27 protein-coding genes and 1 pseudogene are annotated in these 22,539 nt (G+C 67.7%); 20 read left to right on the top strand and 8 right to left on the bottom strand.

Going from position 1 to position 22,539, the window contains the following annotated elements; genetic code table 11:
• Nucleotides 1–106: 106 nt before the first annotated feature.
• Nucleotides 107–904, bottom strand: coding sequence for a F0F1 ATP synthase subunit A (gene atpB, locus ACPPVO_RS07195; RefSeq protein WP_426514559.1), 798 nt, complete (start codon nucleotides 902–904; stop codon nucleotides 107–109).
• A 15-nt stretch (nucleotides 905–919) separates the two neighbouring features.
• Nucleotides 920–1,135, bottom strand: coding sequence for an AtpZ/AtpI family protein (locus ACPPVO_RS07190; RefSeq protein WP_426510474.1), 216 nt, complete (start codon nucleotides 1,133–1,135; stop codon nucleotides 920–922).
• A 235-nt stretch (nucleotides 1,136–1,370) separates the two neighbouring features.
• On the opposite strand from ACPPVO_RS07190, the gene ACPPVO_RS07185 reads away from it, so the two are divergent.
• Nucleotides 1,371–1,805, top strand: a complete 435-nt coding sequence (locus tag ACPPVO_RS07185; protein ID WP_426510473.1) for a hypothetical protein — start codon at nucleotides 1,371–1,373, stop codon at nucleotides 1,803–1,805.
• A 3-nt stretch (nucleotides 1,806–1,808) separates the two neighbouring features.
• Here the strand turns inward: ACPPVO_RS07185 and ACPPVO_RS07180 are convergent, their stop codons facing one another.
• The gene (locus ACPPVO_RS07180; protein WP_426510472.1) at nucleotides 1,809–2,198 is read right to left on the bottom strand and encodes a hypothetical protein; all 390 of its coding nucleotides are present in this window, start codon (nucleotides 2,196–2,198) and stop codon (nucleotides 1,809–1,811) included.
• A 44-nt stretch (nucleotides 2,199–2,242) separates the two neighbouring features.
• Nucleotides 2,243–3,490: a serine hydroxymethyltransferase gene (gene glyA / locus ACPPVO_RS07175; RefSeq protein ID WP_426510471.1), complete on the bottom strand. Its 1,248-nt coding sequence runs from the start codon at nucleotides 3,488–3,490 to the stop codon at nucleotides 2,243–2,245.
• Between the two features lie 43 nt (nucleotides 3,491–3,533).
• Between glyA and ACPPVO_RS07170 the strand changes: the two genes are divergently transcribed.
• Complete coding sequence (locus ACPPVO_RS07170) at nucleotides 3,534–5,063, top strand: SDR family oxidoreductase (RefSeq protein ID WP_426510470.1); 1,530 nt, start codon at nucleotides 3,534–3,536, stop codon at nucleotides 5,061–5,063.
• Here ACPPVO_RS07170 and ACPPVO_RS07165 read toward each other — a convergent pair.
• Nucleotides 4,996–5,568, bottom strand: coding sequence for a phosphotyrosine protein phosphatase (locus ACPPVO_RS07165; protein ID WP_426510469.1), 573 nt, complete (start codon nucleotides 5,566–5,568; stop codon nucleotides 4,996–4,998). The genes ACPPVO_RS07170 and ACPPVO_RS07165 overlap by 68 nt on opposite strands.
• On the bottom strand, nucleotides 5,568–6,206 hold the full coding sequence (locus ACPPVO_RS07160; protein WP_426514558.1) for an L-threonylcarbamoyladenylate synthase: 639 nt from the start codon (nucleotides 6,204–6,206) through the stop codon (nucleotides 5,568–5,570). The genes ACPPVO_RS07165 and ACPPVO_RS07160 overlap by 1 nt, the downstream gene beginning before the upstream one ends.
• A 732-nt stretch (nucleotides 6,207–6,938) precedes the next feature.
• Between ACPPVO_RS07160 and ACPPVO_RS07155 the strand changes: the two genes are divergently transcribed.
• Genes ACPPVO_RS07155 through ACPPVO_RS07145 form a run of 3 tightly spaced genes read left to right on the top strand, consistent with a single transcriptional unit; the run spans nucleotide 6,939 to nucleotide 10,469 of the window.
• Nucleotides 6,939–8,135 (top strand): ABC-three component system protein, encoded by a 1,197-nt coding sequence (locus ACPPVO_RS07155; protein ID WP_426510468.1) that lies wholly within the window; start codon nucleotides 6,939–6,941, stop codon nucleotides 8,133–8,135.
• Nucleotides 8,132–8,611: an ABC-three component system middle component 2 gene (locus ACPPVO_RS07150; RefSeq protein ID WP_426510467.1), complete on the top strand. Its 480-nt coding sequence runs from the start codon at nucleotides 8,132–8,134 to the stop codon at nucleotides 8,609–8,611. The genes ACPPVO_RS07155 and ACPPVO_RS07150 overlap by 4 nt, the downstream gene beginning before the upstream one ends.
• Nucleotides 8,604–10,469, top strand: a complete 1,866-nt coding sequence (locus tag ACPPVO_RS07145) for an AAA family ATPase (RefSeq protein WP_426510466.1) — start codon at nucleotides 8,604–8,606, stop codon at nucleotides 10,467–10,469. The genes ACPPVO_RS07150 and ACPPVO_RS07145 overlap by 8 nt, the downstream gene beginning before the upstream one ends.
• A gap of 116 nt (nucleotides 10,470–10,585) precedes the next feature.
• Here ACPPVO_RS07145 and ACPPVO_RS07140 read toward each other — a convergent pair whose 3' ends face one another.
• Together ACPPVO_RS07140 and ACPPVO_RS07135 are read right to left on the bottom strand one after the other, a co-directional pair.
• Nucleotides 10,586–11,263 carry a YdcF family protein gene (locus tag ACPPVO_RS07140; protein ID WP_426510465.1) on the bottom strand — a complete coding sequence of 226 codons (678 nt, stop codon included), beginning with the start codon at nucleotides 11,261–11,263 and terminating at the stop codon, nucleotides 10,586–10,588.
• A gap of 34 nt (nucleotides 11,264–11,297) precedes the next feature.
• Nucleotides 11,298–12,515: a helix-turn-helix domain-containing protein gene (locus ACPPVO_RS07135; RefSeq protein WP_426510464.1), complete on the bottom strand. Its 1,218-nt coding sequence runs from the start codon at nucleotides 12,513–12,515 to the stop codon at nucleotides 11,298–11,300.
• 316 nt (nucleotides 12,516–12,831) lie between these two features.
• Between ACPPVO_RS07135 and ACPPVO_RS07130 the strand changes: the two genes are divergently transcribed.
• The 15 genes and pseudogenes from ACPPVO_RS07130 to ACPPVO_RS07060 all read left to right on the top strand — a co-directional run bounded on the left by ACPPVO_RS07130 (nucleotide 12,832) and on the right by ACPPVO_RS07060 (nucleotide 22,530).
• A complete protein-coding gene (locus ACPPVO_RS07130) occupies nucleotides 12,832–13,095 on the top strand; it encodes a hypothetical protein (RefSeq protein WP_426510463.1) in 264 nt (87 codons plus the stop codon).
• 101 nt (nucleotides 13,096–13,196) lie between these two features.
• Nucleotides 13,197–13,580, top strand: a complete 384-nt coding sequence (locus ACPPVO_RS07125; RefSeq protein ID WP_426510462.1) for a hypothetical protein — start codon at nucleotides 13,197–13,199, stop codon at nucleotides 13,578–13,580.
• 143 nt (nucleotides 13,581–13,723) lie between these two features.
• Nucleotides 13,724–14,413, top strand: coding sequence for a GntR family transcriptional regulator (locus tag ACPPVO_RS07120; protein ID WP_426510461.1), 690 nt, complete (start codon nucleotides 13,724–13,726; stop codon nucleotides 14,411–14,413).
• A gap of 147 nt (nucleotides 14,414–14,560) precedes the next feature.
• A complete protein-coding gene (locus ACPPVO_RS07115; protein ID WP_426510460.1) occupies nucleotides 14,561–14,953 on the top strand; it encodes a transcriptional regulator in 393 nt (130 codons plus the stop codon).
• 164 nt (nucleotides 14,954–15,117) lie between these two features.
• Nucleotides 15,118–15,240, top strand: coding sequence for a hypothetical protein (locus ACPPVO_RS07110; RefSeq protein ID WP_426510459.1), 123 nt, complete (start codon nucleotides 15,118–15,120; stop codon nucleotides 15,238–15,240).
• Nucleotides 15,241–15,267: 27 nt separating this feature from the next.
• Nucleotides 15,268–16,878: an FtsK/SpoIIIE domain-containing protein gene (locus ACPPVO_RS07105; protein ID WP_426510458.1), complete on the top strand. Its 1,611-nt coding sequence runs from the start codon at nucleotides 15,268–15,270 to the stop codon at nucleotides 16,876–16,878.
• Nucleotides 16,875–17,126, top strand: coding sequence for a spread protein (locus ACPPVO_RS07100; RefSeq protein WP_426510457.1), 252 nt, complete (start codon nucleotides 16,875–16,877; stop codon nucleotides 17,124–17,126). The genes ACPPVO_RS07105 and ACPPVO_RS07100 overlap by 4 nt, the downstream gene beginning before the upstream one ends.
• A gap of 11 nt (nucleotides 17,127–17,137) precedes the next feature.
• Entirely contained in the window at nucleotides 17,138–17,290 is a 153-nt protein-coding gene (locus ACPPVO_RS07095; RefSeq protein ID WP_426510456.1) for a hypothetical protein, read from the top strand.
• On the top strand, nucleotides 17,287–17,790 hold the full coding sequence (locus ACPPVO_RS07090) for a DUF2637 domain-containing protein (RefSeq protein WP_426510455.1): 504 nt from the start codon (nucleotides 17,287–17,289) through the stop codon (nucleotides 17,788–17,790). The genes ACPPVO_RS07095 and ACPPVO_RS07090 overlap by 4 nt, the downstream gene beginning before the upstream one ends.
• Complete coding sequence (locus tag ACPPVO_RS07085) at nucleotides 17,787–18,197, top strand: hypothetical protein (protein ID WP_426510454.1); 411 nt, start codon at nucleotides 17,787–17,789, stop codon at nucleotides 18,195–18,197. The genes ACPPVO_RS07090 and ACPPVO_RS07085 overlap by 4 nt, the downstream gene beginning before the upstream one ends.
• Entirely contained in the window at nucleotides 18,194–19,861 is a 1,668-nt protein-coding gene (locus ACPPVO_RS07080; protein WP_426510453.1) for a replication initiator, read from the top strand. Before ACPPVO_RS07085 ends, ACPPVO_RS07080 begins: the two co-directional genes overlap by 4 nt.
• A complete protein-coding gene (locus ACPPVO_RS07075; RefSeq protein WP_426510452.1) occupies nucleotides 19,858–20,034 on the top strand; it encodes a helix-turn-helix transcriptional regulator in 177 nt (58 codons plus the stop codon). Before ACPPVO_RS07080 ends, ACPPVO_RS07075 begins: the two co-directional genes overlap by 4 nt.
• Nucleotides 20,034–20,381: pseudogene (locus tag ACPPVO_RS07070) on the top strand (site-specific integrase); the annotation flags it as partial. The gene ACPPVO_RS07075 and the pseudogene ACPPVO_RS07070, both read left to right, overlap by 1 nt.
• Nucleotides 20,382–20,833: 452 nt before the next feature.
• Nucleotides 20,834–21,229: a tyrosine-type recombinase/integrase gene (locus ACPPVO_RS07065; protein ID WP_426510451.1), complete on the top strand. Its 396-nt coding sequence runs from the start codon at nucleotides 20,834–20,836 to the stop codon at nucleotides 21,227–21,229.
• A 224-nt stretch (nucleotides 21,230–21,453) separates the two neighbouring features.
• Nucleotides 21,454–22,530, top strand: coding sequence for a GNAT family N-acetyltransferase (locus tag ACPPVO_RS07060; protein WP_426510450.1), 1,077 nt, complete (start codon nucleotides 21,454–21,456; stop codon nucleotides 22,528–22,530).
• Nucleotides 22,531–22,539: the final 9 nt, after the last annotated feature.

Genomic DNA, 22,539 nt, shown 5'->3' with positions numbered 1-22,539 from the left:
GAACCCGTTCACGCGGGACAACTGAAAAAGGTGGAGCAGCAACGCTTTTCGAAGCTCGAACAGCGGGGGGTGGTGAAGAAACGAAACAAAAAAGTCTGCGAGCGGCTCAGTGCTCGTCGGCGAGCGTGCCGGCGAGGTAGTTGGCCGTCAGGAGTGTGAAGACGTAGGCCTGCAGGGCGGCGATCAGCAGCTCGAAGAACGTCAGCATGATCGTCATCGCCCAGGAGACGAGGGAGATCGGCTTCAGGAAGAAGCTCTCGGCATTGAGCAGCGCGAATCCACCGAGTGTGAACACCAGCAGCAGCATGTGGCCGGCGAACATGTTGGCGAAAAGTCGCAGCGCCAGCGTGAGCGGCTGCAGGATGAACGCCTGCAGCGCCTCGATCGGCAGCAGCAGCGGCTGCATGAACCACGGGGCGGGCAGCACCGTGGCGTGCTTGAAGTAGCCGAGGAAGCCGTGCTTCTTGAAGCCCTGGTACAGGTACAGGAAGTACGTGCACAGCGCCAGCATCAGCGGGAAGGCGATGTGGGCGTTGGGCGAGACCTGGATGAACGGCACGATCGAGAAGACGTTGCCGACCAGGATGAAGATGAAGAGGCTGGCGAGGTACGGCGCGAAGCGCAGCCCCTCGTGGCCGATGACGTCCTTGGCCACGCCCTCGCGCACGAACCCGTAGAGGCTTTCCGCGAGCCACTGGCCCTTGGTCGGCACGATCTTCGGGCTGCGGTAGGCGATCAGGAAGAACACGATGACGAGCGCGGCGGCGAGCCACAGGAACAGGCTGAACTTGGTCAGCCACGGAGCGGCGTCCACCAACGCGGGCGGGTAGATGTCGTTCACGCTGGGCGGGAAGGGCACCTCCGCCAGAACCTGACCGCTCACCACGTTCCTCTCGATGTATATAAGTCCGCCGGGGCCTCAGGCGCCCAGCTTTTTGACCACCAGATAGATGCCTCCGGCGGCGCCGAGCACGCATCCGATCGCGGTGGCGATTCCGTCCGAACCGAGCCAGCGGTCGACGAGCCAGCCAACGAATCCCCATACGGCAATGCCCGAGATGAGGTATCCGACGGCGGCCCAGCCAGTGTTGGCGCCACTCGCTCCGGATTGCTTGGGTGTCTGGTTACCGGCCATGACGCGGTGACCATATCAGTCAGCCGGGAGCACCCGTGCATCGACCCCCGCGTGCTCATCGCGCGGGGGTTCGCTCATCGGGCCGGGGCCATCAACCGGCGGGCGTCAACGTTACTCCTCCGAGCCGATGCGGAGGGTCAACTACACGACTGATGCGTGAGTGAATGTTGCGCACGGTCACCCCCGGAGGGTTAGCTGGGAGCACAGCCTAACTCTCCGCACTGGGGTGATGACCTTGCGCAACGCCGTCATCGCCTTCTTCTTGATCCTCGCGGCCGTCGTGGTGACGAAGACCGGCCGCGACCAGACCCCCCGTCCCGTGGGCGGGATCACTGGGACCCTGTGCTCCATATCACCACAGCGCGTGACGCTGCGTGATGGAAATCTCGTGGCCGGCGCCGAGTACCACTGCGACTCCCCCGGCCCCGATCGCCTCACGCTGACCGTCCGCCTGCAGCGCAGTACCGATGCGGGCTGGACCACCCTCGCCCAGCAGGCCTTCACGGCGGCCAAGGGCGAGACATTGCCCTCCGTACCGGCGAGCCGCCGCACGCGCCAGGTGAGCGCCGCCTGCCAGGCGGGCGTCTACCGAACCGCCGCGGAATGGTCGGTGAACGGCGGCCGAACGGGAACGGCCCTCGGCCCCGAGCGGCGCAACCCCTGCCGCTAGGGGCTAGACCTCGACGTACGGGATCTTGGCCCGCCACACCCACACGGCGTGCGCGGTCATCCAGGCGATCACCGCCACGATCACCGAGACGCCCATCCAGGGCAGCCCGGCCCAGTTCGTGTTCAGCGCCGCCCACATGGCGAGGCCGATGATCGTGAACTTCACGATGTACGTCCCCAGCGCCACCGGCAGCAGCAGCGGCCGGGCCTTGAGGTCGGTCCAGGCGATGATGAGGCTGGAGACCACGTAGCTCAGGGTGACCAGCGCGACCCCGGCCGCGTCGCCGCCGACGCCCGTCCAGCCGTCGCGCCACAGCGCGATCGGCACGGTGACGACCAGCACGATCGCCATCGCGAGCAGCTGGGCGGGCAGGTGGTTCAGCCTCTTCTTCAAGAACGAAGACCTTGTCTGTGCAGCGGTGCCGCTAGGACCTCATGTCAGGGGGAAGGATACGCGGGGAACGCGGAGGCGAGCTCCCGCACCTGCGGCCCGACCGGCTCGCCGCGCACCGCGGCCGCGATGAGCGCCGCGATCCGCAGCATCTCGGGCTCCTTCATGCCCTGGGTGGTGACCGAGGGCGTGCCGACGCGGATGCCGGAGGCGGTCATGGGCTTCTCCGGGTCGTACGGGATGGCGTTCTTGTTCAGCGTGATCCCGGCGGCGTCGCAGCGCTCCTCCGCCTCGCGGCCGGTGATGCACAGCGCGCGCAGGTCGACGAGCGCCAGGTGCGTGTCGGTGCCGCCGGACACCGGCCGCATGCCCTCGCCCTCCAGCGCCGCGGCCAGCGCCCGCGCGTTCGCGACGACCTGGCGGGCGTAGTCGGCGTAGGCGGGCTGGGCGGCCTCCTTCAGCGCGACCGCCTTCGCCGCGACCGCGTGCATGAGCGGGCCGCCCTGCGTGAACGGGAACACCGCCTTGTCGATGCGCGGGGCGAGCCCCTCCTTGCACAGGATCATGCCGCCGCGCGGGCCGCGCAGCACCTTGTGCGTGGTGGCGCACACGACGTCGGCGAACGGCACCGGCGACGGGATCGCCCCGCCCGCGACCAGGCCGATGAAGTGGGCGGCGTCGACCATGAGGTACGCCCCCACCTCGTCGGCGATCTCGCGGAACCGGGCGAAGTCGATCAGCCGCGGGTACGCCGTCGCCCCGCAGATGACGAGCTTGGGCCGGTGCGCGAGCGCGAGGTCGCGCACCTCGTCGTAGTCGATGAGCTCGTCGTCCTTGCGCACCGGGTAGCCGACGGTGCTGAACCACTTCCCGGAGAAGTTGACCTTGCTGCCGTGGGTCAGGTGCCCGCCGTGCGGCAGCTCCATGGCGAGCACGGTGTCGCCGGGCATGAGCAGCGCGGCGTACGCGGCCAGGTTGGCGCTCGCCCCGCTGTGCGGCTGCAGGTTGGCGTGCTCGGCGCCGAAGAGGGCCTTGGCCCGCTCGATGCCCAGCGCCTCGGCCCGGTCGACCTCGGCGCAGCCGCCGTAGTACCGGCGGCCCGGGTAGCCCTCGGCGTACTTGTTGGTGAGCGCGGAGCCGAGCACGGCGAGCACGGCCGGCGAGGTCAGGTTCTCGCTCGCGATGAGCTGGAGCCCGCCGCGCAGGCGCGCGAGCTCGTCGAGGACGACGTCGGCGATCTCGGGATCGGTGTCCCGCAGCGCGTCGAAGTCGGGCCCCCAGTAGGTGTCGCCCATGAAATGAGTCTAGGGGCAGATTGCGCAGGGTAAGCATGAAGTCATGCGATGTCTGGTGACCGGCGCGACCGGGTACGTCGGCGGCCGCCTGGTTCCGCGCCTGCTGGCGGCCGGGCACGAGGTGCGCTGCCTGACCCGCGACGCGCGCCGCCTGCGCGACGTGCCCTGGGCCGCACGGGTCGACATCGCCCAGGGCGACGTGGCCGCCGAGGACGACACCGGCCTGACCGCGGCCCTGCACGGGATCGACGTGGCGTACTACCTCGTGCACGCCCTGGGCCAGGAGTCCTTCGAGGACGTCGACCGCCTCGGCGCGCTCAACTTCGCGATCGCGTGCGAGCGGGCCGGGGTCGGGCGGATCGTGTACCTCGGCGGCCCGGTGCCCCCGGGTCACGCCTCCGCGCACCTGCGCTCCCGCGCCGAGGTCGGCGACATCTTCCTGCGCTGCGCGGTGCCGGCCACGGTCCTGCGCGCCGCGGTCGTCATCGGCTCCGGCTCGGCGTCGTTCGAGATGCTGCGGTACCTCACCGAGCGCCTGCCGGTCATGGTCACCCCGCGCTGGGTACGCAACCGCATCCAGCCCATCGCCATCCGCGACGTGCTGCGCTACCTGGTCTCGGCGGCCACCGTCTTCCCGCCCCCGGTCAACCGTGCGTTCGACATCGGCGGCCCCGACGTGCTCACCTACGCCCAGCTCATGCACCGGTACGCCCGGATCGCCGGCCTCCCGCGCCGCGTCCTGCTGCCGGTGCGCGCCCTGACCCCGCGGCTGTCGTCGTACTGGGTCGGCCTGGTCACCCCGGTGCCCGCCGGCATCGCCAAGCCGCTGGTGGGCAGCCTCATCCACGAGGCCGTCTGCACCGAGCACGACATCGCGGAGTACATCCCGGACCCCCACGACGGCCTGACCGGCTTCGACGCCGCCGTGCGCCTGGCCCTGCGCCGCATCCGCGACGCCGATGTGGAGACCCGCTGGGAGGACTCCCGCCGGTCCGGCGCCTTCGCCACCGCGCCGAGCGACCCGCTGCCGAGCGACCCGGCCTGGTCCGGCGGCAGCGCGTACCGCGACGAGCGCGCCCACTACACCGCCGCCACCCCGGAGCAGCTCTGGCGCGTCATCGAGTCGATCGGGGGCGAGCACGGCTGGTACTCCTCGCGCCTGGCCTGGGCCCTGCGCGGCGCCGTCGACCGGCTGGCCGGCGGCGTGGGCCTGCGCCGCGGGCGCCGGGACCCCGACCGCCTGTACGCCGGGGACGCGCTCGACTTCTGGCGCGTCGAGGAGATCGTGCCGGGCGAGCTGCTGCGGCTGCGCGCCGAGATGAGGATGCCCGGGCGCGCGTGGCTCGAGCTGCGCGCCGCCGTCGACGAGGGGGACCGCACCGTCTACGAGCAGGTCCTCGTCTTCGTGCCGCGCGGGCTGGCCGGGCACCTCTACTGGCGCTCGGTCGCGCCGCTGCACGGGCTGGTCTTCGGCCGCATGGCGCGCAACGTCGCCCGGGCCGCGCTCAGCGTGCGAACAGCACCTCGGCCAGCGGCCTCGTCGTCGACTGGATCTCGTCGGCGACCCGGCTGAAGTACGAGTCGGCGCGCCCCCACGGGTCGTCGAGCTCGTCCGACGCCAGGGCCGGCCGCCCCGCCCGGGCCCGGTCCGCCGCCTCGACAAGGGCCACCCCGCGCTCGTACACGCCGGTCAGCGTCGCGGGCAGCGCCACGCCGCGGATGAGCCGGCCGAACTCGCCGAAGACGAACGTGCGCGCGGCCGCGTCGGGGCGCAGCTCGGCCACGAACTCGACCTGCTCGATCGTCGCGGTCAGCACGAGGTCGGACGCGTCGACGTGCTCGGCCAGCAGCCGGCGGGCCTTGAACCCGTCGACGCGGCCGCCGCGGTCCAGCACCTGCCGGGCCGCCTGCGGGTCCATCGGCTCGCCGGCGTGCCAGCCCCCGGTGCCGGCGCCGTGCACGTACAGCTCGTCGGCGGAGCCGCCCACCGCGAGCGCGTCGGCCACGAGGAGCCGCTCGGCCATCGGCGAGCGGCAGATGTTGCCCATGCACACGCAGAGGACGCCGAACGGCCCCATCAGGACTCGAGGGCGACCAGGTCGGGCACGACCTCGCGCAGCTTCTCCAGCGGGACGGCGCCGGCGCGCAGCACCCGGTGCTCGCCGCCGACGACCGAGATGATCGTGGACGCGACCGGCTCCGGGCAGGGTCCGCCCTCGAGGTACACGCTGACGGAGTAGCCGAGCTGGTCGCGCGCCTCGGCCGCGGTCTCGGCCGGCGCCTGCCCGTGCTTGTTGGCCGAGGACACCGCCATCGGCCCGGTCTCGCGCAGCACCTCGAGCGCGATGGGGTGCAGGGGCATACGGACCGCGACGGTACCGTCGGTGCTGCCCAGATCCCACTGCAGGCTGGGCGCGTGCTCGACCACGATGGTCAGCGCGCCCGGCCAGAACGCGTCGACCAGGTCGCGGGCGGCCTGGGGCAGCCCGAAGACGAGCCCGTCGAGCGTGTGCCGCGAGCCGACGAGCACCGGCACGGGGGTCGTACGCCCCTTGGCGTTGTTGAGCGCGGTGACGGACCAGGTCTTGAACGCGTCGGCGCCGATGCCGTACACCGTGTCGGTCGGCATCACGATCAGGTCACCGCGCCCGACGGCCTCGATCGCCGCGGCAATGCCGCGCTCACGCTCGGCGAGCACACTGCAGTCGTAGAGCATCACGAGGAGCTATCTTGCCAGGAGTTTCTTCGGAGCCGCTGGTCGCGGTACCCCTCCGCCGCCGACCTGCGGTCCGGCTCGGTCACCGTCGGTCGCTGTTGGTCAACAACGGTGGCCATCGGACGGCCCGTTGACGGCCTGACGGCCTGGAGACGGCCTGGGTTTGATCTTTGCCCTCGCCCCGCCGTATACCCGTCGTCCACCTCTCGGGGAGCGGGCCGGCGCCGGGGGCTGCCCTCGTGAGTACGGACCGCGACGTCCGCGACCACGCTTGGCGGCCCCCGGCGTCGGCCTGCTCGGCTTTGCCTGGACGGCGGGTGTGCGGCGGGGCTCCCCCACCGGAACCCTGAGGCCCCCGGCTGGAGGCCCCGCCGGAGGCAAAGAGTGCACCTGGACGCGCAGTCGGCAGGGAGCGAAGCGACCGGTGTCCGCGGGAGCGACGGCATGTAGCCCGGCGGACCGGGGACCCAAAGCTGCGGAAGCATCGGCGGCCGCAAGCTGATCGGACTCTTTCGAGACCATCTCGCGTGGCCCGTGCGCGGGTTCCGAGCCGGCGGGATTACGGCGTCGGCGCGGAGCGCCGGCGCCGCTCGCACGTCTAGCTCGACGACCGCGCACGGGCTGCGCCGAAGGCGCCTTGATCTAGTACAGCCCAATTCGGCAGACGTTCCCTCAACTCATCACCACACGGCGCGCCCATAAGGCTCATCTTCGGCACACAGGTTGTCCCGTGTGCCCGACAACGGCGATGTCGGAATCTATCAGCCAAAAGGATCTATCGCTACGTATGTGATTGTTCTACCCTGCGTATACGGGATGCAACTGATGTGGGACTCGGAGGCCACGGTGTCGCACTTCGCCGCCCAAGCGGACCTGACTCCCCTGCCGCCAGAGCCGCTTGGGATCGCTCTTGTGGTGCCCCCGGTTCAAGGTCCACTGTTCTCTCCCGAGTTGCAGTTGTTTATCTACACAGCCGATCAGTGGGAAGAATTTATCTACGAATGGGCGCGCACGCTGACATATCCAGTTGTCCGCAAATTTGGGGGCGCGAACGACCATGGAGTAGATGTAGCTGGCTTCTGTTCGGCGGCGGGCTTTTACGGGGAATGGGATTGTTTTCAGTGTAAACATTATAAGGATGCGCTGATCCCAACCGACGTATGGCCGGAAATCTATAAGGTCCTGCGCCACGCAAAGTCGGGCTATTATTCTCTGCCCCAAAAATACTGCTTCCTTGCACCGAGGGGTCTTGGTCCGAGCTTGGATCAGATGCTGCTGCGTCCGGGGGCGTTGAAGCGGGAGTTTTTGGCGGTCCTCGCGAGCGGGAAGGTCGGACCCGCTGGGGACCCGATAGAGAGGGCGGCGATAGCGACATTCGCTAGCGGCGTGGATTTCTCGATGTTCCAGTCAATTGTTCCTGCGGATTTGATCGAGCAGCATAAGAACTCTCCTCAGCATACGGTGAGGTTTGCGGTACCACTTCCTGTGCCGCCGCCAGCCCCAACTCCACCGGACGTGCCGAATCCAGAGGAGACCAATTACCTTTCTCAGCTATTTGACGTCTATGCCGAGAAGTACGGACTTTCAGCTCGAACAATCGAAGATCTCTCTACGCATGGCCGAGCGCACGACCATCTGAAACTCCAGCGCGAATACTTCTTTAGTGCCGAGAGATTGCGAGTTTTCTATCGCGATAAGGTCCCGAGTCTAACTTTCGAGAACCTGCAGGGCGAAGTGCATGAGGGCGTGCGAGAGATTCATGATGACGAACACCCGACCGGTTACGATCGACTCCAACGCGTTTTAAGTGCATCACAGGCAATCAGTCTTAGCAATAACGCCCTTATCTCGGTCACCCAAGGCCGTGACAAGAAAGGCATCTGTCATCAGTTAGCGAATGATCTTCGACTTCGGTGGTGTCAGGAATGATTGCGGCACCCCTTAACAGCCCTCTAGAGGTTGGGCTACGTGTCGCGTTTTTGCTATCTTTCGCATATCCACGTTCCTTTGACCTGGCCACCCTAGCCCAGCTCGACCACGCTCTACTACACACCGGACAGAGCGATGGGCCACCGAGCATCCATCCGGAATTACCAGGCTCCATCGGCGAACTTGCGATCAAAGAAGATCTTGTCCGGGCCGGCCTCGATGCGATGATCCGCGCAGGCTTGGTATTCGGGCGGCCGACTGGAGCTGGATTCAAATTTGCTGCAACAGAGAATGCTCGTCCCTTCATTTCGGTTCTAGGTTCACCTTATGCCGTGCGTCTCCGTAACCGTGCTGAGTGGGTCGTAGAACGGCTGCCTGACGAGGAACAATCAGAACCTTCGCTCGGGCTACGCGCTATGGTGCGAAAGTGGATTGCAGAAGGATCGCGTCCCGAAGAAGGAGGTGCCGATGCTTGATTTGCGGATGCGAAAGTTGGAGGTACTTGGCCCCCAAGTAACGCCAGCGGAGATTGAATTCGGACCTCGACTTACCGTAATTTTCGGGGCTTCTAACACCGGGAAGACGTACGTCTTTGACGCTATTAACTATATGCTTGGCGCTTCGAGTTTGAAGGCCATCGAAGAAGCGTCAGGATATGACACCGCCGCGCTTTCTCTTATGACCGCCTCGAGTCCTGCCGGGCTCACATTCGAACGATCGATCCGCGGTAAGGGGAGTTCCAAGTTTCGCGTGTATGACGGCCTCCACCGAATTGGTAGAGCCAAAGTACTCTCACCTCGGCACCAAAAATCAGGAAACGACATATCATCTCTTTTGCTCGGTGAGATGGGAATCGAGAATAAGTGGGTGCGCTCGAATGAGCGGAACGAAACTGTCTCGTTAACGTTTCGTCTGATCTCTGGACTCTTCCTCGTGGGTGAGACAGGTATTGTTTCTGAGGTGCCGGCCCCGTTGAGCGGACAGTTCACGTCGAGAACCACGGAACGGTCTGTATTGCGGTTCATGCTTCAAGGTGAGGACGACTCATATCTACCACGCACAACTAAGGCGGCGAGCGCTGAGCGCCAGAGGAACGAAGGGCGAATTGCCGCACTCGAGCAGATCGCTAACGAGATGCGACGGGCGTCTATCGACTCTGAAAGCCTTGCCGAAGTTCGTCGACGACTCTCGATGATAGGGGAGTCTATCGATGCCATTTCTGACTCTCTAGAGATGCATATCGAAGAGCAGGCAGCGCTAAATCAAACCCTTCGTGAACTGCATATGAGTCTTGATGTCCGGCGGAACAGGGCTAATGAAATTTCTGAACTGCTTGCTGGGTTTGCACTTCTCTCGCAGAAGTATGAGTCGGACTTAGAACGGCTTGAGATGCTGGAAGAGGCTGGCACTGCTCTGGGCTTCTTTGACGTGGGCCGCTGCGTATTCTGCGGTGCCGCCCCGGAACATCAGGCACCATTCGTCCATCAGGCTGAAGACCGAACGCTTTTCACTGAAGCTGTACGCACCGAGCAGATCAAGACACGAAGCTTGCATGCCGACCTTCAGTTGGCGCTGGAAGACCTGGCTGCGGAGCAGGATGCCGTTCAATCCGAACTTTCGCGGTTCGAGGCCATGCACGAAGAAGCACGTGGCGCCCTTCTTGCGCTGGATGAGCGCCTAGCGCCCGAGAGGGGCGAGTTGCGCGAGCTTATCGCGGCCAAAGGCCAACTAGAGCGGAAAGCCGCAGCGTATGAACAGTTAGCCCAGATTGAGCTTCTGAGGTCTGCGGTGGGTCCAGTGCAGTCCCCAAGCGCTGTTCAGCCACGTGCCCTTGCGCGCGGCATCTCAGACGAGTTCGGGCGGCTACTGTATTCGATACTTCGCGCTTGGGGCGTGCCGGAACTCCGCGATGTGTCATTCGATGCCGACAGCTGCGAAATTAGTATGAACGGAGTTCCGCGGGCGTCACACGGTAAGGGCATGAGAGCTCTTCTGCATTCGGCATTTACAGTAGGTCTGGCCCAGTGGTGTATCGAACGAAATCGTCCCCATCCTGGGTTTGTGGTGTTGGACTCACCGCTGGTTACCTACAAGGAGCCGGAGGATTCGCTGGATCGTTTGCTAATCGACAGCAATGTGAGTGGACAGTTCTTCCACTATCTCAGTTCAACCTTCAGCGGTCAGGCAATTGTTATGGAGAATGTAGCGCCACCGTCGACCCTGCCGCCAGATACGCAGGTATACGAGTTTACAAAGCGTGAACGTGGTAGGTATGGGTTCTTTCCGGTGACTCCCGTACGAGACCTCGTGGGCGCGGGCGTAACACCCGCCTGAGATGAGCTGGCGTACCAACGCGCGTAGAGCCGCGTCGTTGAGCCTGATGGCTCCATTAACCATGAATGCCTTACGGCGTCGGTTGTCTCGCAAGCTCGGTGATGCCAACCCTCATGCTATAGAAGTCGACTAGTGAAGCGAGCTTCCACAAGCCTTTCGTATGCGGAATCTACGTCGAGCGGAACTTCCTGAGGAATCGCAAATCCGCGTTCGGCGTAAAGGTGAATTCGTTGCGTATCGCCAACCAGCATGCTGATCACTTTATTTACATCGCCGATGCCGCGTACGTACTCGTCGAGACTGAGCGGTTTTGACGCGCAAATGATTTCGATCTCCGGCCAAAGCTTCTTGGCGGTGGCGTATGCCCGGCGTTGCTGGTAGGGGCGCGAGAGCACAACGGCGGAACCGACGGTGATCCCGCGCTCGTTGAGGAGCGCGCGGGTCAACTCGAAGTTCTGCTGAGTATTCGTCGCCTTCGTCTCGACCAAGATCGCGTCGGTTGGAACGCCGTGCTCATTGGCGTATTCGGCGTAGTGAACCGCTTCGCCGCGCGGAAAGCGCTCGACTGTCGTCGGGGCGTTGGCGCCGGTGAAGACCAGGAGCGGGTACAGGCCGCGGTGGTAGAGGTCGGTGGCGATGATGGCCACGCCCAGGTCGTGGCTGCCGAGGCCGATGCCGACGTCGCAGGGACGGAGTTCGTGGTGCATGTTGTGGTACTCCCACAACGTCTCGACGTCCGCGCGGTGTTCTTCCGGGATGGTGGTCGCTGCGGTGCTCTCGTCGGCATGCGTCACGCCCCACACGATAAGCGGCGCGAGCGTGGCGCGCTCAGTCCATGACGTCCAGGCGGCGGGCGAGGTCCACGAGAGTCGCTGACGGCTTGTGCTTCTGCTGGCGGATCCAGGTGAGCACGAGTTGGCGGCTGAGCACGTGGTACCGCACCTGCTCGGGCGCCATCTTCTCCGCGTCGAGCAGCGTTGCCAGGGCCTCGTCGCTGCGGTTCCAGGCGCTGTAGGCCCGGGCGACCTCAAGGGCGTGCCGCACGCGCCGTTCCATCGGAAGGCCGGCGGTGTTGACGCGGGGGCCGAGGTCGACTGCGACTTGGACGTCGCCGAGCTCGGCCGCGGTGGCGACTCGGTGAATAGCGACGTTGGTGGGGCCGAACGCGGTCCACAAGTGGTTGGCGTCGCGGCCGAGTCTGGTGGCAGCCTCGTCGGCGGCCTGGAGGTACGCCCGGGTCGTGATGGCGTCGCTGGCTCGGGCGGCGGCGATGGAGCCGGCGAGGAACAGCGTGCCGTAGACGGACAGCAGCTCGGGCGTCGCCTTGCGCAAGTGCGGTTCGAGGTAGCCGGCGGCGTCGTTGGTCAGCTGCACGGCTTCGCGGTAGCGCCCGGTCGCCTGGAGCGCGTGGGCAACCGTCCGCAACAGCGTGCCCGTCACGACGACATCGCCGGCGGCGCGGGCGGCATTCAGGCCACGGTCGGCGGCGATCCACGCGAGGTCCGCTTCGCCGATCTTCGTGAGCTGGGTCGCGGCGAGCTGGTTTGCCAGGCCGAGAATCCGTCGGGCCGCGTTCAGGTCGTCGCCTGCGTAGGTGGCGACGGCTGCTTCGGCGTGGGCGATGAGGCTGGGCAAGCGTCCGGTGACATAGCCGAACCGTGAGGCCTGGTACGCCTCCCACAGAGTCGCCAATTCCTGCTGGAGCGCCGGGACCGAGGGCGGCTCGACGGCGTTCACGGTGGCGCCGAACGGGGTGACGTTGCGGTAGTTCATCAGCGCGGCCCGCAGCGCGGGCACAGTCTGGGTGCCGCTTTCGCTGGTCCAGTCGACCAGGGATGGTTCGGCGACCAGGTCACCAAGGGCGACGTCGAGCGCGTCGGCGAGGGACTTGATGACTGAGAGCCGGTCCAGGTCGATCCGGTTGTTCTCGGCCTTGCTCAGCCAGTCGACCGTGCGGCCGACGAGGCCGGCCAAGACTTCTTGCGACATGCCGCGCCGGCGGCGGTACCACGCGACGCGTTCGCCGATGGTCAAGGTGTTCGTCATCCCTCGCATGTCGTAAGCGTCGCACCGCCCTTCCTGTGGACCCCGGAACAATTTTCCGGGGTGAATGCCCTATCTGGGTAGACGCTCGATCTATGTTTCGGGCGGCTCTGGTTCGGATCAAGCGGTTGACGTGCGGGGACGGTGGCCCATGAGCCGCCGGAAAACATCCGAGTGCCGATCCTGCGAGGGGCGCGGCTGGAAGGTGGTCAGTCGGATCGGAGTCTTGCGTGATCGCGAGCCGCGCAACACCCTCGCCGTCCGCCTGTGCACGGATTGCGACAACGGGCGCCCCAGCGAAGGAAAGGAGTGATGACCTGTGCATGTGCTGCGCGCACCGCAAGGCGACATCGATCTGGATGTCGGGACGTTGCGGATTTGGGAGGCCGCCGACGACAACGGCGACCCGGTGCTCGTGCTCAAGGACCTTGAGTCGACGGTGATCATCGAGTTCGGCGGCGACGGTGCCTGGGATTCGGCGATCCGATCCGCGGAACGGCTCAGCGATGCGGCGCTGATGTACGCCTCGACCCTGCGAACGGCGATGGGCGAGGCGAAGCAGAAGGACGAGAGCAACGCCTGACAGGGCGGCCCCTTGATGTCGGTAGCACCAAGGGACCGCGACTCATCTTCCCACTCCGTGCCGGCCGGGCATGGGGTCAGTACGTGAGGGGTCGCGTAGCGATGGATGTGCAGGAACAACGCGAGGATGCGGAGCTGCAACTTGAGGTGGCGCTGGCGCTGCTGCCGTTGATCGGCCGCTGCGTGCAGATCGAGGGCGACCGCGATGTACACCAGCAGGGCAATCGGCTGGACGGTGTCGACGATCGGCGAGTGCTCGTGCAGGAGGTGACGCGCCGCTGGTGTGGTCTCCAGCCGGGTCAGCGTCGGCGGTACCTCGGGGATCGCGCAACGGCCATCGCGAAGTTCGCGGCGGACTACGTCGACGTGGTCGAACTGTCAGAGCTGGATGAGGCCGACTATCGCGCGCACGGCTTCGACGCGTCGATGGAAACCGTCTGGCGCAGGCACGTCGAGCAGATCCGCCGGCGCGATGCAGCCGCGTGACGTCGAGCGGTCCGGATCGTCCGGACGGCCGAATCGACATGCCTTCACTCGTACAGATAAGCTCTTGACAAGCTATGTTGTCGTCCCAGCGAACGGCGGTCTCGATGCCGATCGAGTATGTGCCACCCAAGTACATAGTGATCGTGAACGCGCTGCAGGCCCGGATCGAGGACGGCACGTACGCGTCTGGGGTCATGCTGCCCAGCGAGACCGCCCTCATGAAGGAGTTCGACACTTCGCGGCCGACCGTGGTGCGCTCGCTGGAGATCCTGCGCCAGGACGGCTGGATCGAGACGCAACAGGGCAAGGGCCGGTTCGTGCGCTCGAAGCCTCCGGGAAAGCGCTCGATCCCGGCACACGCGGCGGCACTGCTGATGGATGAGGCCGAGGGCCGTGTCCGGATCGTCGACGTCACCGAAGTGCCCGCCCCTGCGCGGGCCTCGTTCGCGCTCGACATCCGCGAGGGGGCGCCGGTCGTCGTGCGTCGCCGGCTGGTGAGCGTCGATGGGCTCGGGCCCGTGGAGCTCGGCTCCGTGTACGTCCCGGTCGACCTGGCGGACGGCACTGCGGTGGGCTCGCCGAGTCCACTGCCCGAGGGCCTCCTGGAGCACCTGGGCAAGTCGAAGGGTCTGCAGTTCGGCCACGTCACCGAACGGATCTCAGCGCGTCCGGCCACCGACGAGGAGCTGGACCTGCTGGAGATCGGCGCGGGCGACTGGGTGCTGACGGTGCTGTTCGCCGTCCATACCCGCGACGGTTTGCCTGCCTTCGCGCTCGACGTCGCGGTACCGCCGGCTCGGCACGAGTTCGAGGACTCGTTCCCGCTTACTTAGCCGACGCGTCGACCTTGCTCAATCTCGCCCCGTTGACGGATTGAGCAAGGTCAACCACTTAACAAGTTAGGTTCCGGCGCTACGCTTGGAGCAACTTAATAAGTCAACTGGTCATCTGATTGGGTGACCGAAGTTGGAGGAGTGACTGTGGCTCTGAAGGGCGGAACGCGGTTCGCGGTGCGGTTCGAGGACGTGTTTCCGGCTGGCTGTGCGCTGGTGCCGGACTCGATCGTCGAGGCGCAGGACTACAACGAGGTGACCCGGGCGCGGACGCCGGCGCTGGACAAGCTCACCGGTGAGCGGGTGTGGACGGTGCGGGTCATGGACATGGACCCGGATCTGGCGGGCCGGGCCCGTGAGGTGGCGGTGAAGATCTCGGCGCCGGTGCAGCCGGTTCCGGAGTCGTCGGTGCCATTCGCGCCGGTGGAGTTCGAGGGCATGACGGTCACGCCCTACGTCGGGCAGACCGGGCGGCTGGCCTACTCGCTGCGGGCGTCCGGCTTCCGTGCGCCGGTGTCGGCGGGTCGCGGCGCGAAGTAACGACAGAGGTACGGGGCGGTCCGGCTTCCTACGGCATCAGACCGCCCCGTTCCTTCCCTGCAACTCACTTCTGGGCGGTAAGGAAGGCGGGCTTCATCATGCCCAAGTCCGGCTCCCCATTCCAGCCTGGTCGGCGCACTTGCTCCAACCAACTGCTGCTGCTGATGCCTGTGGCGCGGGACGCGTCCGGGCGGTTCACCCGCTGGTTCACCGGCATGCCGTTCGAGTTCCTGGCGTTCCGTCGCGATGCCCGCGGCCGGTTCGCCTCCCTCGCGGCCGCCGGCTGAAGCCCGGGTTCCCTGGGGAGGGTCGAAGTGAAGAACAACGCTCCGCTGGTCAACTTCCGGCGGCTCTCGGTACCGCTGCCGTGGTGGGTCGTCATCTGGGTCGTCGGGCCGTACCTGGCCTGGAAGACGGCCAAGGCGCTCATCCGGCTCGTTCCGGTCGTACGGCGCAACTGCGGCTCACTGTCGCTCGTCTGCGCCGGTGGGTGGCTGTGGTGGCGGCACGGCTGGCTCACTCTGGTCCTGGTCGCGCTCGTCGTCGTGGTTCTCCTGGCCGGGTGGTGGTGGCGGTGGCGCGCTTCGTGGGAGCGGTGGGTGCTGCTGCCGACCACGGCCTGGTGGCGACGCCTCTCCTTGTACGGCCTGCACTGGCGCGAGGCCATGACGCTGTGCGGGCTGAGTGAGCGGTTCGACGACGCCCGGATCATGCCGCGTCTGCTGCGGGTCCGGTGCACGCCGGCGGCCGATGAGGTGTTGTTGCGGATGCCGCGCGGGCAGAACCCGGATCTGTACCACAAGGCGTCGGCGAACCTGGCGTACTCGTTCAACGCTCGTGGCTGCCGCGTCTACACCGGTCGGCGCACCGTGCCGCCGACCCGGTCGGGCCGCTGGGCGCTGCTCCTGCGGGTGGTCGACCGGTTCCGGTTCCGGGATCGGCCCCGGCTGGTGTGGCTGGTGTTCCCGCGTCGTGACCCGCTGCTGCAAATCGTGCCGGCGTTCCCGGTGGCGGATGAGCCGGACTTCGAGCGGCTGCCACTCGGGCTCGGAGAGGACCTGCGGACGTTCGTCCTGAGGCTCCTCGCCACGCACGTGCTCATCGTCGGGGCAACCCGATCGGGCAAGGGTTCAGTGCAGTGGTCGCTCATCCGGGCGCTCGCCGCCGGCATCCGGGTGGGTCTGGTGCGGATGTGGGCCATTGACCCGAAGGGTGGGGTCGAGCTGTCCATCGGCCGGGAGTTGTTCGCCCGGTACGAGTACGCCGACCCGGAACCGATGGTCGCGATGCTCGAAGACCTGGTCTCGTTGATGCGCGACCGGCAGGCCCGGATGCAGGGCGCCGTCCGGGTCCACGCGCCGACGATGGCGGAACCGCTGTACGTCCTGATGGTCGACGAGCTCCTTGCGCTGGTGGCGCTGTTGCAGGACACCGAGCTGCGGAACCGCGCCCGCGCCGCCTTGGCGCTGCTGCTGACCCAGGGCGCCGGGCTCGGGTTCCTGGTCATCGGGGCGACGCAGGACCCGCGCAAGGAGGTCGTGGAGTTGCGCGACTTCTTCCCGACGCGCATTGCGTTGCGGCTCAACGAACGCAACCACGTCGACCTCGTGCTCGGCGACGGCGCCCGGGAGCGCGGTGCGCACGCCGACCAGCTCTCGGCGGAGCCGGCCATGCGAGGCATCGGGTTCGTGGTGCTCGACGATCGGCCGGAGCCGTTGCGGGTGCGGTTCGGGTACGTCACCGACGACGACATCCGGGCCATGGCGGTCGAGTACAGCGCGCCGCCGGAACCGGCGCCCCGGCCAACGCCCCGGCAGCGCGCCAAGCCTGCGGGGCACGCCAACCACCGCTCTCGCCCTGCAACCGCCGGGCCGCTCCTGCCCGAAAGCCTCGCCGGGCTGCTGGACGGCGGTGAACCCGCATGACGACTACCGATGCCGAGCGACGGTTCTACCGGCTCCGGGCACCGCACCCCACGGCGGGCTCCTCGGCGGTCACCGTGCGGGTCACCGACGCCGAAGACCTCTACGTCGCGGTGGGGGCCGGTCGCCGGCGGATGTACCTGACCCCGGCGGAGGCGTGGGCGCTGTGGCGGTGCCTGTCCGAAGCGGTCGCCTCCACCGGCGCCCCACCGGAGTGGATCCGCGTCCCGATCAAGCCCAAGAACCGATGAGGAGGTCTCCTGTGCGTACCCGCCGCCGTCCCTGCCTGGACCTGGCACACCGGTTCCCCGACATGACCTGCGCGACCTGCACCCGCGGGCGCCACGACGGCAGCGACATCATCGCCGCCGCCCGCCGCCGTCACGCCCGCACCATCGCCGAGGAGTCGTGGTGACCGGCCGGGCCTGGGCCTACCTCGGCACCACGCTGGGCGGGCTCGGCTCCCTCGCCGCGAACGTCGCCCACTGCTACATCCCTCCCACCGGCGCCCCGGCGTCCTGGCGGCCCGAAGCCGGGGCGGTGCTGTCGGCGATGTTCTGGCCCATCGCGGTCTTCATCGCCGTCGAGATCCTGGTCCGTACCGTGTGGCCGGCGGGCGGGTGGTGGCGCCTGGCCCGGTTCGCCGGCCTGCTGCCCGTGGCGCTCGTCGCCGCGGTCGTGTCCTACCGGCACCTGTCCGGGCTGTTCCGGCACTACGGCGAAGACCCACTCACCGCCACCCTCGGCCCCCTCGCCGTCGACGGCCTGATGGTCATGGCCGCTGCGGCTCTCCTGGCCGCGCACCCCAAACCGGTGAGCATCGCTGAGCCGGAACCGTTGCCAGCCAACACGATTCGCCTGCAACCACTGCCACGCACCGTCAACGGAGCGATCCCCTCAGGAGTCGTGCGATGACCTCCAACCACCTCCAGCCAGTCGACCACTACCTCACCGGCCCCGGCGAGCAGCTGGCCAACGTGCTGCGCGCCGCCGACGACCGGGGGCACCTCATCCACTACGGCCGACCCCGCCGGCTCGCCGACGGCCGGTTCACCATCAACGTCACCCTCCTCGAGCCCGTTCCCCGGCCGCGCTGGTACCGGCGCATCCGGTGGCGGCTCGTCGCCAAAGTCGCGGCGATCGTCGCCGGACTGGCCGCGGTGGTCGGGGTCGGGTGCGGTGTGTGGTTGCTCATCGCCTGGGTGGCCGCCCACCTCAAAGCCATCATCGTCACCACCGTCTTGGTCCTGGTCCTCGCCGGCGGGCTCACCGCATCTCGCGAAGGACACAGTCGGCACTGCCCCGGGTGCGGTGACCGTTGACCATCACCGCCCTCCCCGGCCTCGAACCAGAGGAGCAGCAGCCCCGACCGGGATCGCGGGCCGCCCGCCGGCTCATCCCCCTGGCCGCCGACGTGGTCAAGGACATGGCTACCGAGTACGGCGTCTGCCTCCGCCCGGTCGGCCTCCGGCGCACCGACCTCACCACCGGCAAGACCGAGATCATCGACGTGCCGTGCGGCGCGACCCGAGAGGATAAGTGCCCTCCGTGCGCCAAGCGGGCTCGGCGGCTGCGGAAGGTACAGATCCGGGAGGGCTGGCACCGGGCCGACGAACCCGCCCCCTCCCCCGAGCCGGCGACCGAGGGACAGCGCGCACTGATCAGCCTCCGAGCCCACCTGGAACACGCCCGCGACGAGGCGGTACGCGCATCCCTGTGGGACCAGCTCGGCGAGGTCGACGACGCCATCCGCGAGGTCGAGGAAGCAATCGCCGCCGAGGGGCTGCGCGGCACCGTCGCCCCGCCGCACGACAAGCCGACCGAGCCGAAGCGGCAGCGCTCCACGAAGCGGCGCCAGGACGCACCCGACCTGCCCCGGCAGAAGGTCGACCCGCGCACCATCGGCCGGATCTACACCGCCCCGGACGGCACCGAGTACCGGCCCTCTATGTGGTTGACGGTCACCTTGGACTCGTACGGCCCCGTACGGCCGGACGGTTCCCCGGTTGACCCGTCCACGTACGACTATCGCCGGGCGGCCTGGGACGCCATCACGTTCCCCCGGCTGCTGGACCGGTTCTGGCAGAACCTGCGCCGCTGTGTGGGCTGGAACGTCCAGTACGCCGGCTGCGTCGAGCCCCAACGGCGCCTCGCTCCACACGCCCACTTCGCCATCCGAGGCACTATCCCCCGCGCGGTGCTCCGGCAGGTGGCGGCGGCGACGTATCACCAGGTGTGGTGGCCGAGGGTCGACCAACCGACCTGCCGGCCTGTATGGGATGCCGACGCGGAGACGTGGTGCGACGGCGCAACGGGGCAGCCGCTGACCGACTGGGATTCCGCCCTGGACGCGCTCGACGACGAGCCGGCCCATGTCATCCGGTTCGGCGCCCAGGTCCGCGCCGAGGGCGTCAACGCCGACGATCGCAACGTCGACCGGACCATCGGCTACATCACGAAGTACGTGACCAAGTCCGCCGCCGACTGCCACCAGCTCACCACCGACCGTCAGCGGGACCACCTCGAACGGTTCTGGCGCGAACTGCGCGTCACACCGTGCTCGGAACGCTGCGCCAACTGGCTGCTCTACGGCATCCAGCCGAAGAACGCCCACGCCCGGCTCCGCCCCGGCAACTGCAAGGGCCGCGTGCACCAGCGCTCCACCTTGGGCATCGGTGGCCGGCGCATTCTCGTCTCGCGGGACTGGTCGGGTAAGACCCTCGCCGATCACCGCTACGACGCACGCGCCTGGGTCAAGGCTCTCCTCGGCGTCTCCGACGGAGATACCGCCACCGACCCGGAGTCGCCGACCCCGGTCGCCTGGGAGCTCGCGCGGCCAAACGATCCCGACCTTCCGCCGATGCGGCACCGCCTGCTGCGGGCGCTCGCCCAGCGCATCCAGTGGCGCAACGCGATCAACGCTGCCCGCGACCGGGCGGCTCAATACGAACAGCAACTGACAAACGGGGAGGAAGCGCACCTGTGAGTGATCGCCTGTGGAGTGCGGAGGAAGTGGCTGACTTCCTCGGCGTGACGGTGGAGACGCTCTATCACTGGCGCAAACGCAGGTCGGGGCCTCCGGCGGCCCGGGTCGGACGGCACCTGCGCTACAACCCGACGAAGGTGCGGGCCTGGGTCGATCAGCGGGAGGCGGCCTGATGGCGCACGTCGAGGATCGCTGGTACAAGTCCGTCGAGGGGCCGAACGGCCGGCGGCAGCGGGTCAAGACGGAACTGTTCGGCAAAGGGCTCCGATACCGGGTCCGATACATCGCCCCGGACGGCAGGGAGCGCAGCAAGTCATTCCCGGACCGGGCCAAGCGGGACGCCGATGCGTTCCTGGTGTCGATCGAGGCGGACAAGTTCCGCGGCGACTACATCGACCCGGGGGCCGGAAGGGTCACGTTCGGCGGGTACGCGGAGCGGTGGCTGCGTACCAATCAGGTCGACGAGTCGACCCGGGAGACCGTCGGCGCGCGCTTGCGGAACCACCTGCTGCCGTTCTTCGGTGCTCGGCAACTCAAGTCCATCAAGCCGGAGGACATCCGGGAGTGGGACCAGGAAATGACCGGGCGCTACTCGCGCGGCACCCGGGCTGTGACATATGCCACACTGCACGCGATCCTGAACGCCGCGGTCGATGACCGGAAGATCGCCGCGAATCCGTGTGATGCGAAGTCCGTCACACCTCCCAGGTCGGCACCACGCAAGATCGTGCCGTGGAAGGCGGAGCGGGTCCACGCGGTGCGCGCCGGGCTGTCGGAGCGGTACCGGGCGTTCGTCGACGTCGGGGCCGGCTGCGGCGCCCGTCAGGGCGAGATCTTCGGACTGAGCCTCGAAGATCTCGACTTCGACGGCGGATGGCTGCACATCCGCCGGCAGGTGAAGCGGGTCCGATCCCGGCTCGTGTTCGGCCTGCCCAAGAGCGACAAGGAACGGATGGTCCGCTCCCGGGCAGCGTGGCCCGGGCGCTCAAGGCCCATCTGGAGGCGTTCCCGGCGCGGCTGGTCACCCTGCCCTGGGAGAACCCGGACTCGACCACCCTTGTGGCCGTTCCGCTCGTCCTCACCAATCAGGACGGTGGCGCGACGCACCGGTGCACCTTCGAGCGGGCGCATTGGCAGAAGGCGCTCAAGCGGGCCGGCGTGGAGCGCGGCTCGGATCGTGAGAACGGCAGCCACGCGCTCCGGCACTTCTACGCCTCGTCGCTGCTGCACGCCGGCGAGAGCATCCGGGCCGTCTCGGAGTACCTGGGCCACGCCAACCCGGCGTTTACGCTGCGGATCTACACGCACCTGATGCCGGGCAGCCAGGACCGGACGCGCAACGCCATCGACGACATCTTGGACGGCTGACGGCCTGGCGACGGCCTACGGCGCCCCAGAAAGGAACGGGACACAGCTCAAGGCCGGTGGGGGTGGCAGAAGGAGCTAGTCTGCCACCCGCCGAACGGGAGGCCGATCGCGGCCGTCCGGTGCACATAGCCGACACTCGAAGATGTTTCGGCACCGCGCGCCGGGCGGCAGGATGGACGCCGCCGCACGACGCCTCGCGCGAAGCGATTGGGAGAAGACACAAGGTGAAGATTTCGGTTGTCCGTGCGACTGAACTCGGCCCGGAGGAGCTCGCCCGGTGGCGCGCGCTGCAAGCGGCCGACCCGGCCCTGGGCAGTCCGTTCCTGTCGCCCGAGTTCACCCTGGCCGTCGCCCGCGTCCGGCCCACCGCCCGGGTCGCCGTGCTCGAGGACGGCGCCGAGGTGGTCGGCTTCTTCCCCTACGAGGTGCGCCGGCGGGTCATCGGCGTGCCCATCGGCTTCGGGATCTCCGACTGCCAGGGACTGGTACACGCGAAGGGCCTCGACTGGGACCCGCTGGCGCTGCTGCGCGCGTGCAACCTGCCCGTCTGGGAGTTCGACCACCTGATGGGCGATCAGGCGCCGTTCGTGCCCTATCACCGCGAACGCGCGGGTTCGCCCATCATGGACATCTCCAAGGGCTACGAGGAGTACATCGCCGACCGGATGCGCGAAGGCGACGTGGTCCGGCAGGCCAACCGCAAGCAGCGGGGCATGGTGCGCGACCTCGGCGAGGAGCGCTTCGCCTGGGACGACCGCGGCGGCGAGGCGTTCGACGCCCTGCGGGCCTGGAAGTCGGCCCAGTACCAGCGCACGCAGCAGTACGACCGGTTCAACACCCCGTGGATCCGCCAGGTCATCGACGACCTGATGACCTCGGACGCGCCGGGCTGCCGGGCCTTCGTCTCCACCGTCTACGCGGGGTCGCGGCCGGTCGCGGCGCACCTCGGGCTGCGCAGCGAGTCGGTGCTCGCCTACTGGTTCCCCTCGTACGACCCCGAGCTGCACAAGTACTCGGCCGGCATCCTGCTCTGCCTGCGCATGGCCGAGGCCGGCGCGGCCGACGGCATCGGCCACATCGACCTGGGCAAGTCCAAGGCGCTGTACAAGGACCGGCTGCGCAACGACGAACTGCCGGTGGCCGAGGGCCGGGTCGGCCGGTCCTGGTCGGTCACCTCGGCCCGCCGGGCGCAGGACGCGCTGGCGCGGTCGGTGAAGAGCGGCAAGCTGGGCGACGCGCTGCGCGGCGGCCGCACCGGCAAGCTGCTGCGCACGGTGAAGTCCCGGCTGGCCGGGCGATGAGCGCGAGGG

The organism is Dactylosporangium sp. McL0621, from assembly GCF_049995355.1.
In the GTDB taxonomy this organism is placed as follows: domain Bacteria; phylum Actinomycetota; class Actinomycetes; order Mycobacteriales; family Micromonosporaceae; genus Dactylosporangium.
This window is presented reverse-complemented; position numbering and strand designations above follow the sequence as displayed.

Excerpts from the sequence above, each read along its gene's own strand:
- ACPPVO_RS07190 (WP_426510474.1), bottom strand. The coding sequence starts at position 1,135 with ATGGCCGGTAACCAGACACCCAAGCAATCCGGAGCGAGTGGCGCCAAC.
- glyA (WP_426510471.1), bottom strand. The coding sequence starts at position 3,490 with ATGGGCGACACCTACTGGGGGCCCGACTTCGACGCGCTGCGGGACACC.
- ACPPVO_RS07170 (WP_426510470.1), top strand. The coding sequence starts at position 3,534 with ATGCGATGTCTGGTGACCGGCGCGACCGGGTACGTCGGCGGCCGCCTG.
- ACPPVO_RS07165 (WP_426510469.1), bottom strand. The coding sequence starts at position 5,568 with ATGGGGCCGTTCGGCGTCCTCTGCGTGTGCATGGGCAACATCTGCCGC.
- ACPPVO_RS07160 (WP_426514558.1), bottom strand. The coding sequence starts at position 6,206 with ATGCTCTACGACTGCAGTGTGCTCGCCGAGCGTGAGCGCGGCATTGCC.
- ACPPVO_RS07150 (WP_426510467.1), top strand. The coding sequence starts at position 8,132 with ATGATTGCGGCACCCCTTAACAGCCCTCTAGAGGTTGGGCTACGTGTC.
- ACPPVO_RS07145 (WP_426510466.1), top strand. The coding sequence starts at position 8,604 with ATGCTTGATTTGCGGATGCGAAAGTTGGAGGTACTTGGCCCCCAAGTA.
- ACPPVO_RS07135 (WP_426510464.1), bottom strand. The coding sequence starts at position 12,515 with ATGACGAACACCTTGACCATCGGCGAACGCGTCGCGTGGTACCGCCGC.
- ACPPVO_RS07125 (WP_426510462.1), top strand. The coding sequence starts at position 13,197 with ATGGATGTGCAGGAACAACGCGAGGATGCGGAGCTGCAACTTGAGGTG.
- ACPPVO_RS07110 (WP_426510459.1), top strand. The coding sequence starts at position 15,118 with ATGCCTGTGGCGCGGGACGCGTCCGGGCGGTTCACCCGCTGGTTCACC.
- ACPPVO_RS07100 (WP_426510457.1), top strand. The coding sequence starts at position 16,875 with ATGACGACTACCGATGCCGAGCGACGGTTCTACCGGCTCCGGGCACCG.
- ACPPVO_RS07085 (WP_426510454.1), top strand. The coding sequence starts at position 17,787 with ATGACCTCCAACCACCTCCAGCCAGTCGACCACTACCTCACCGGCCCC.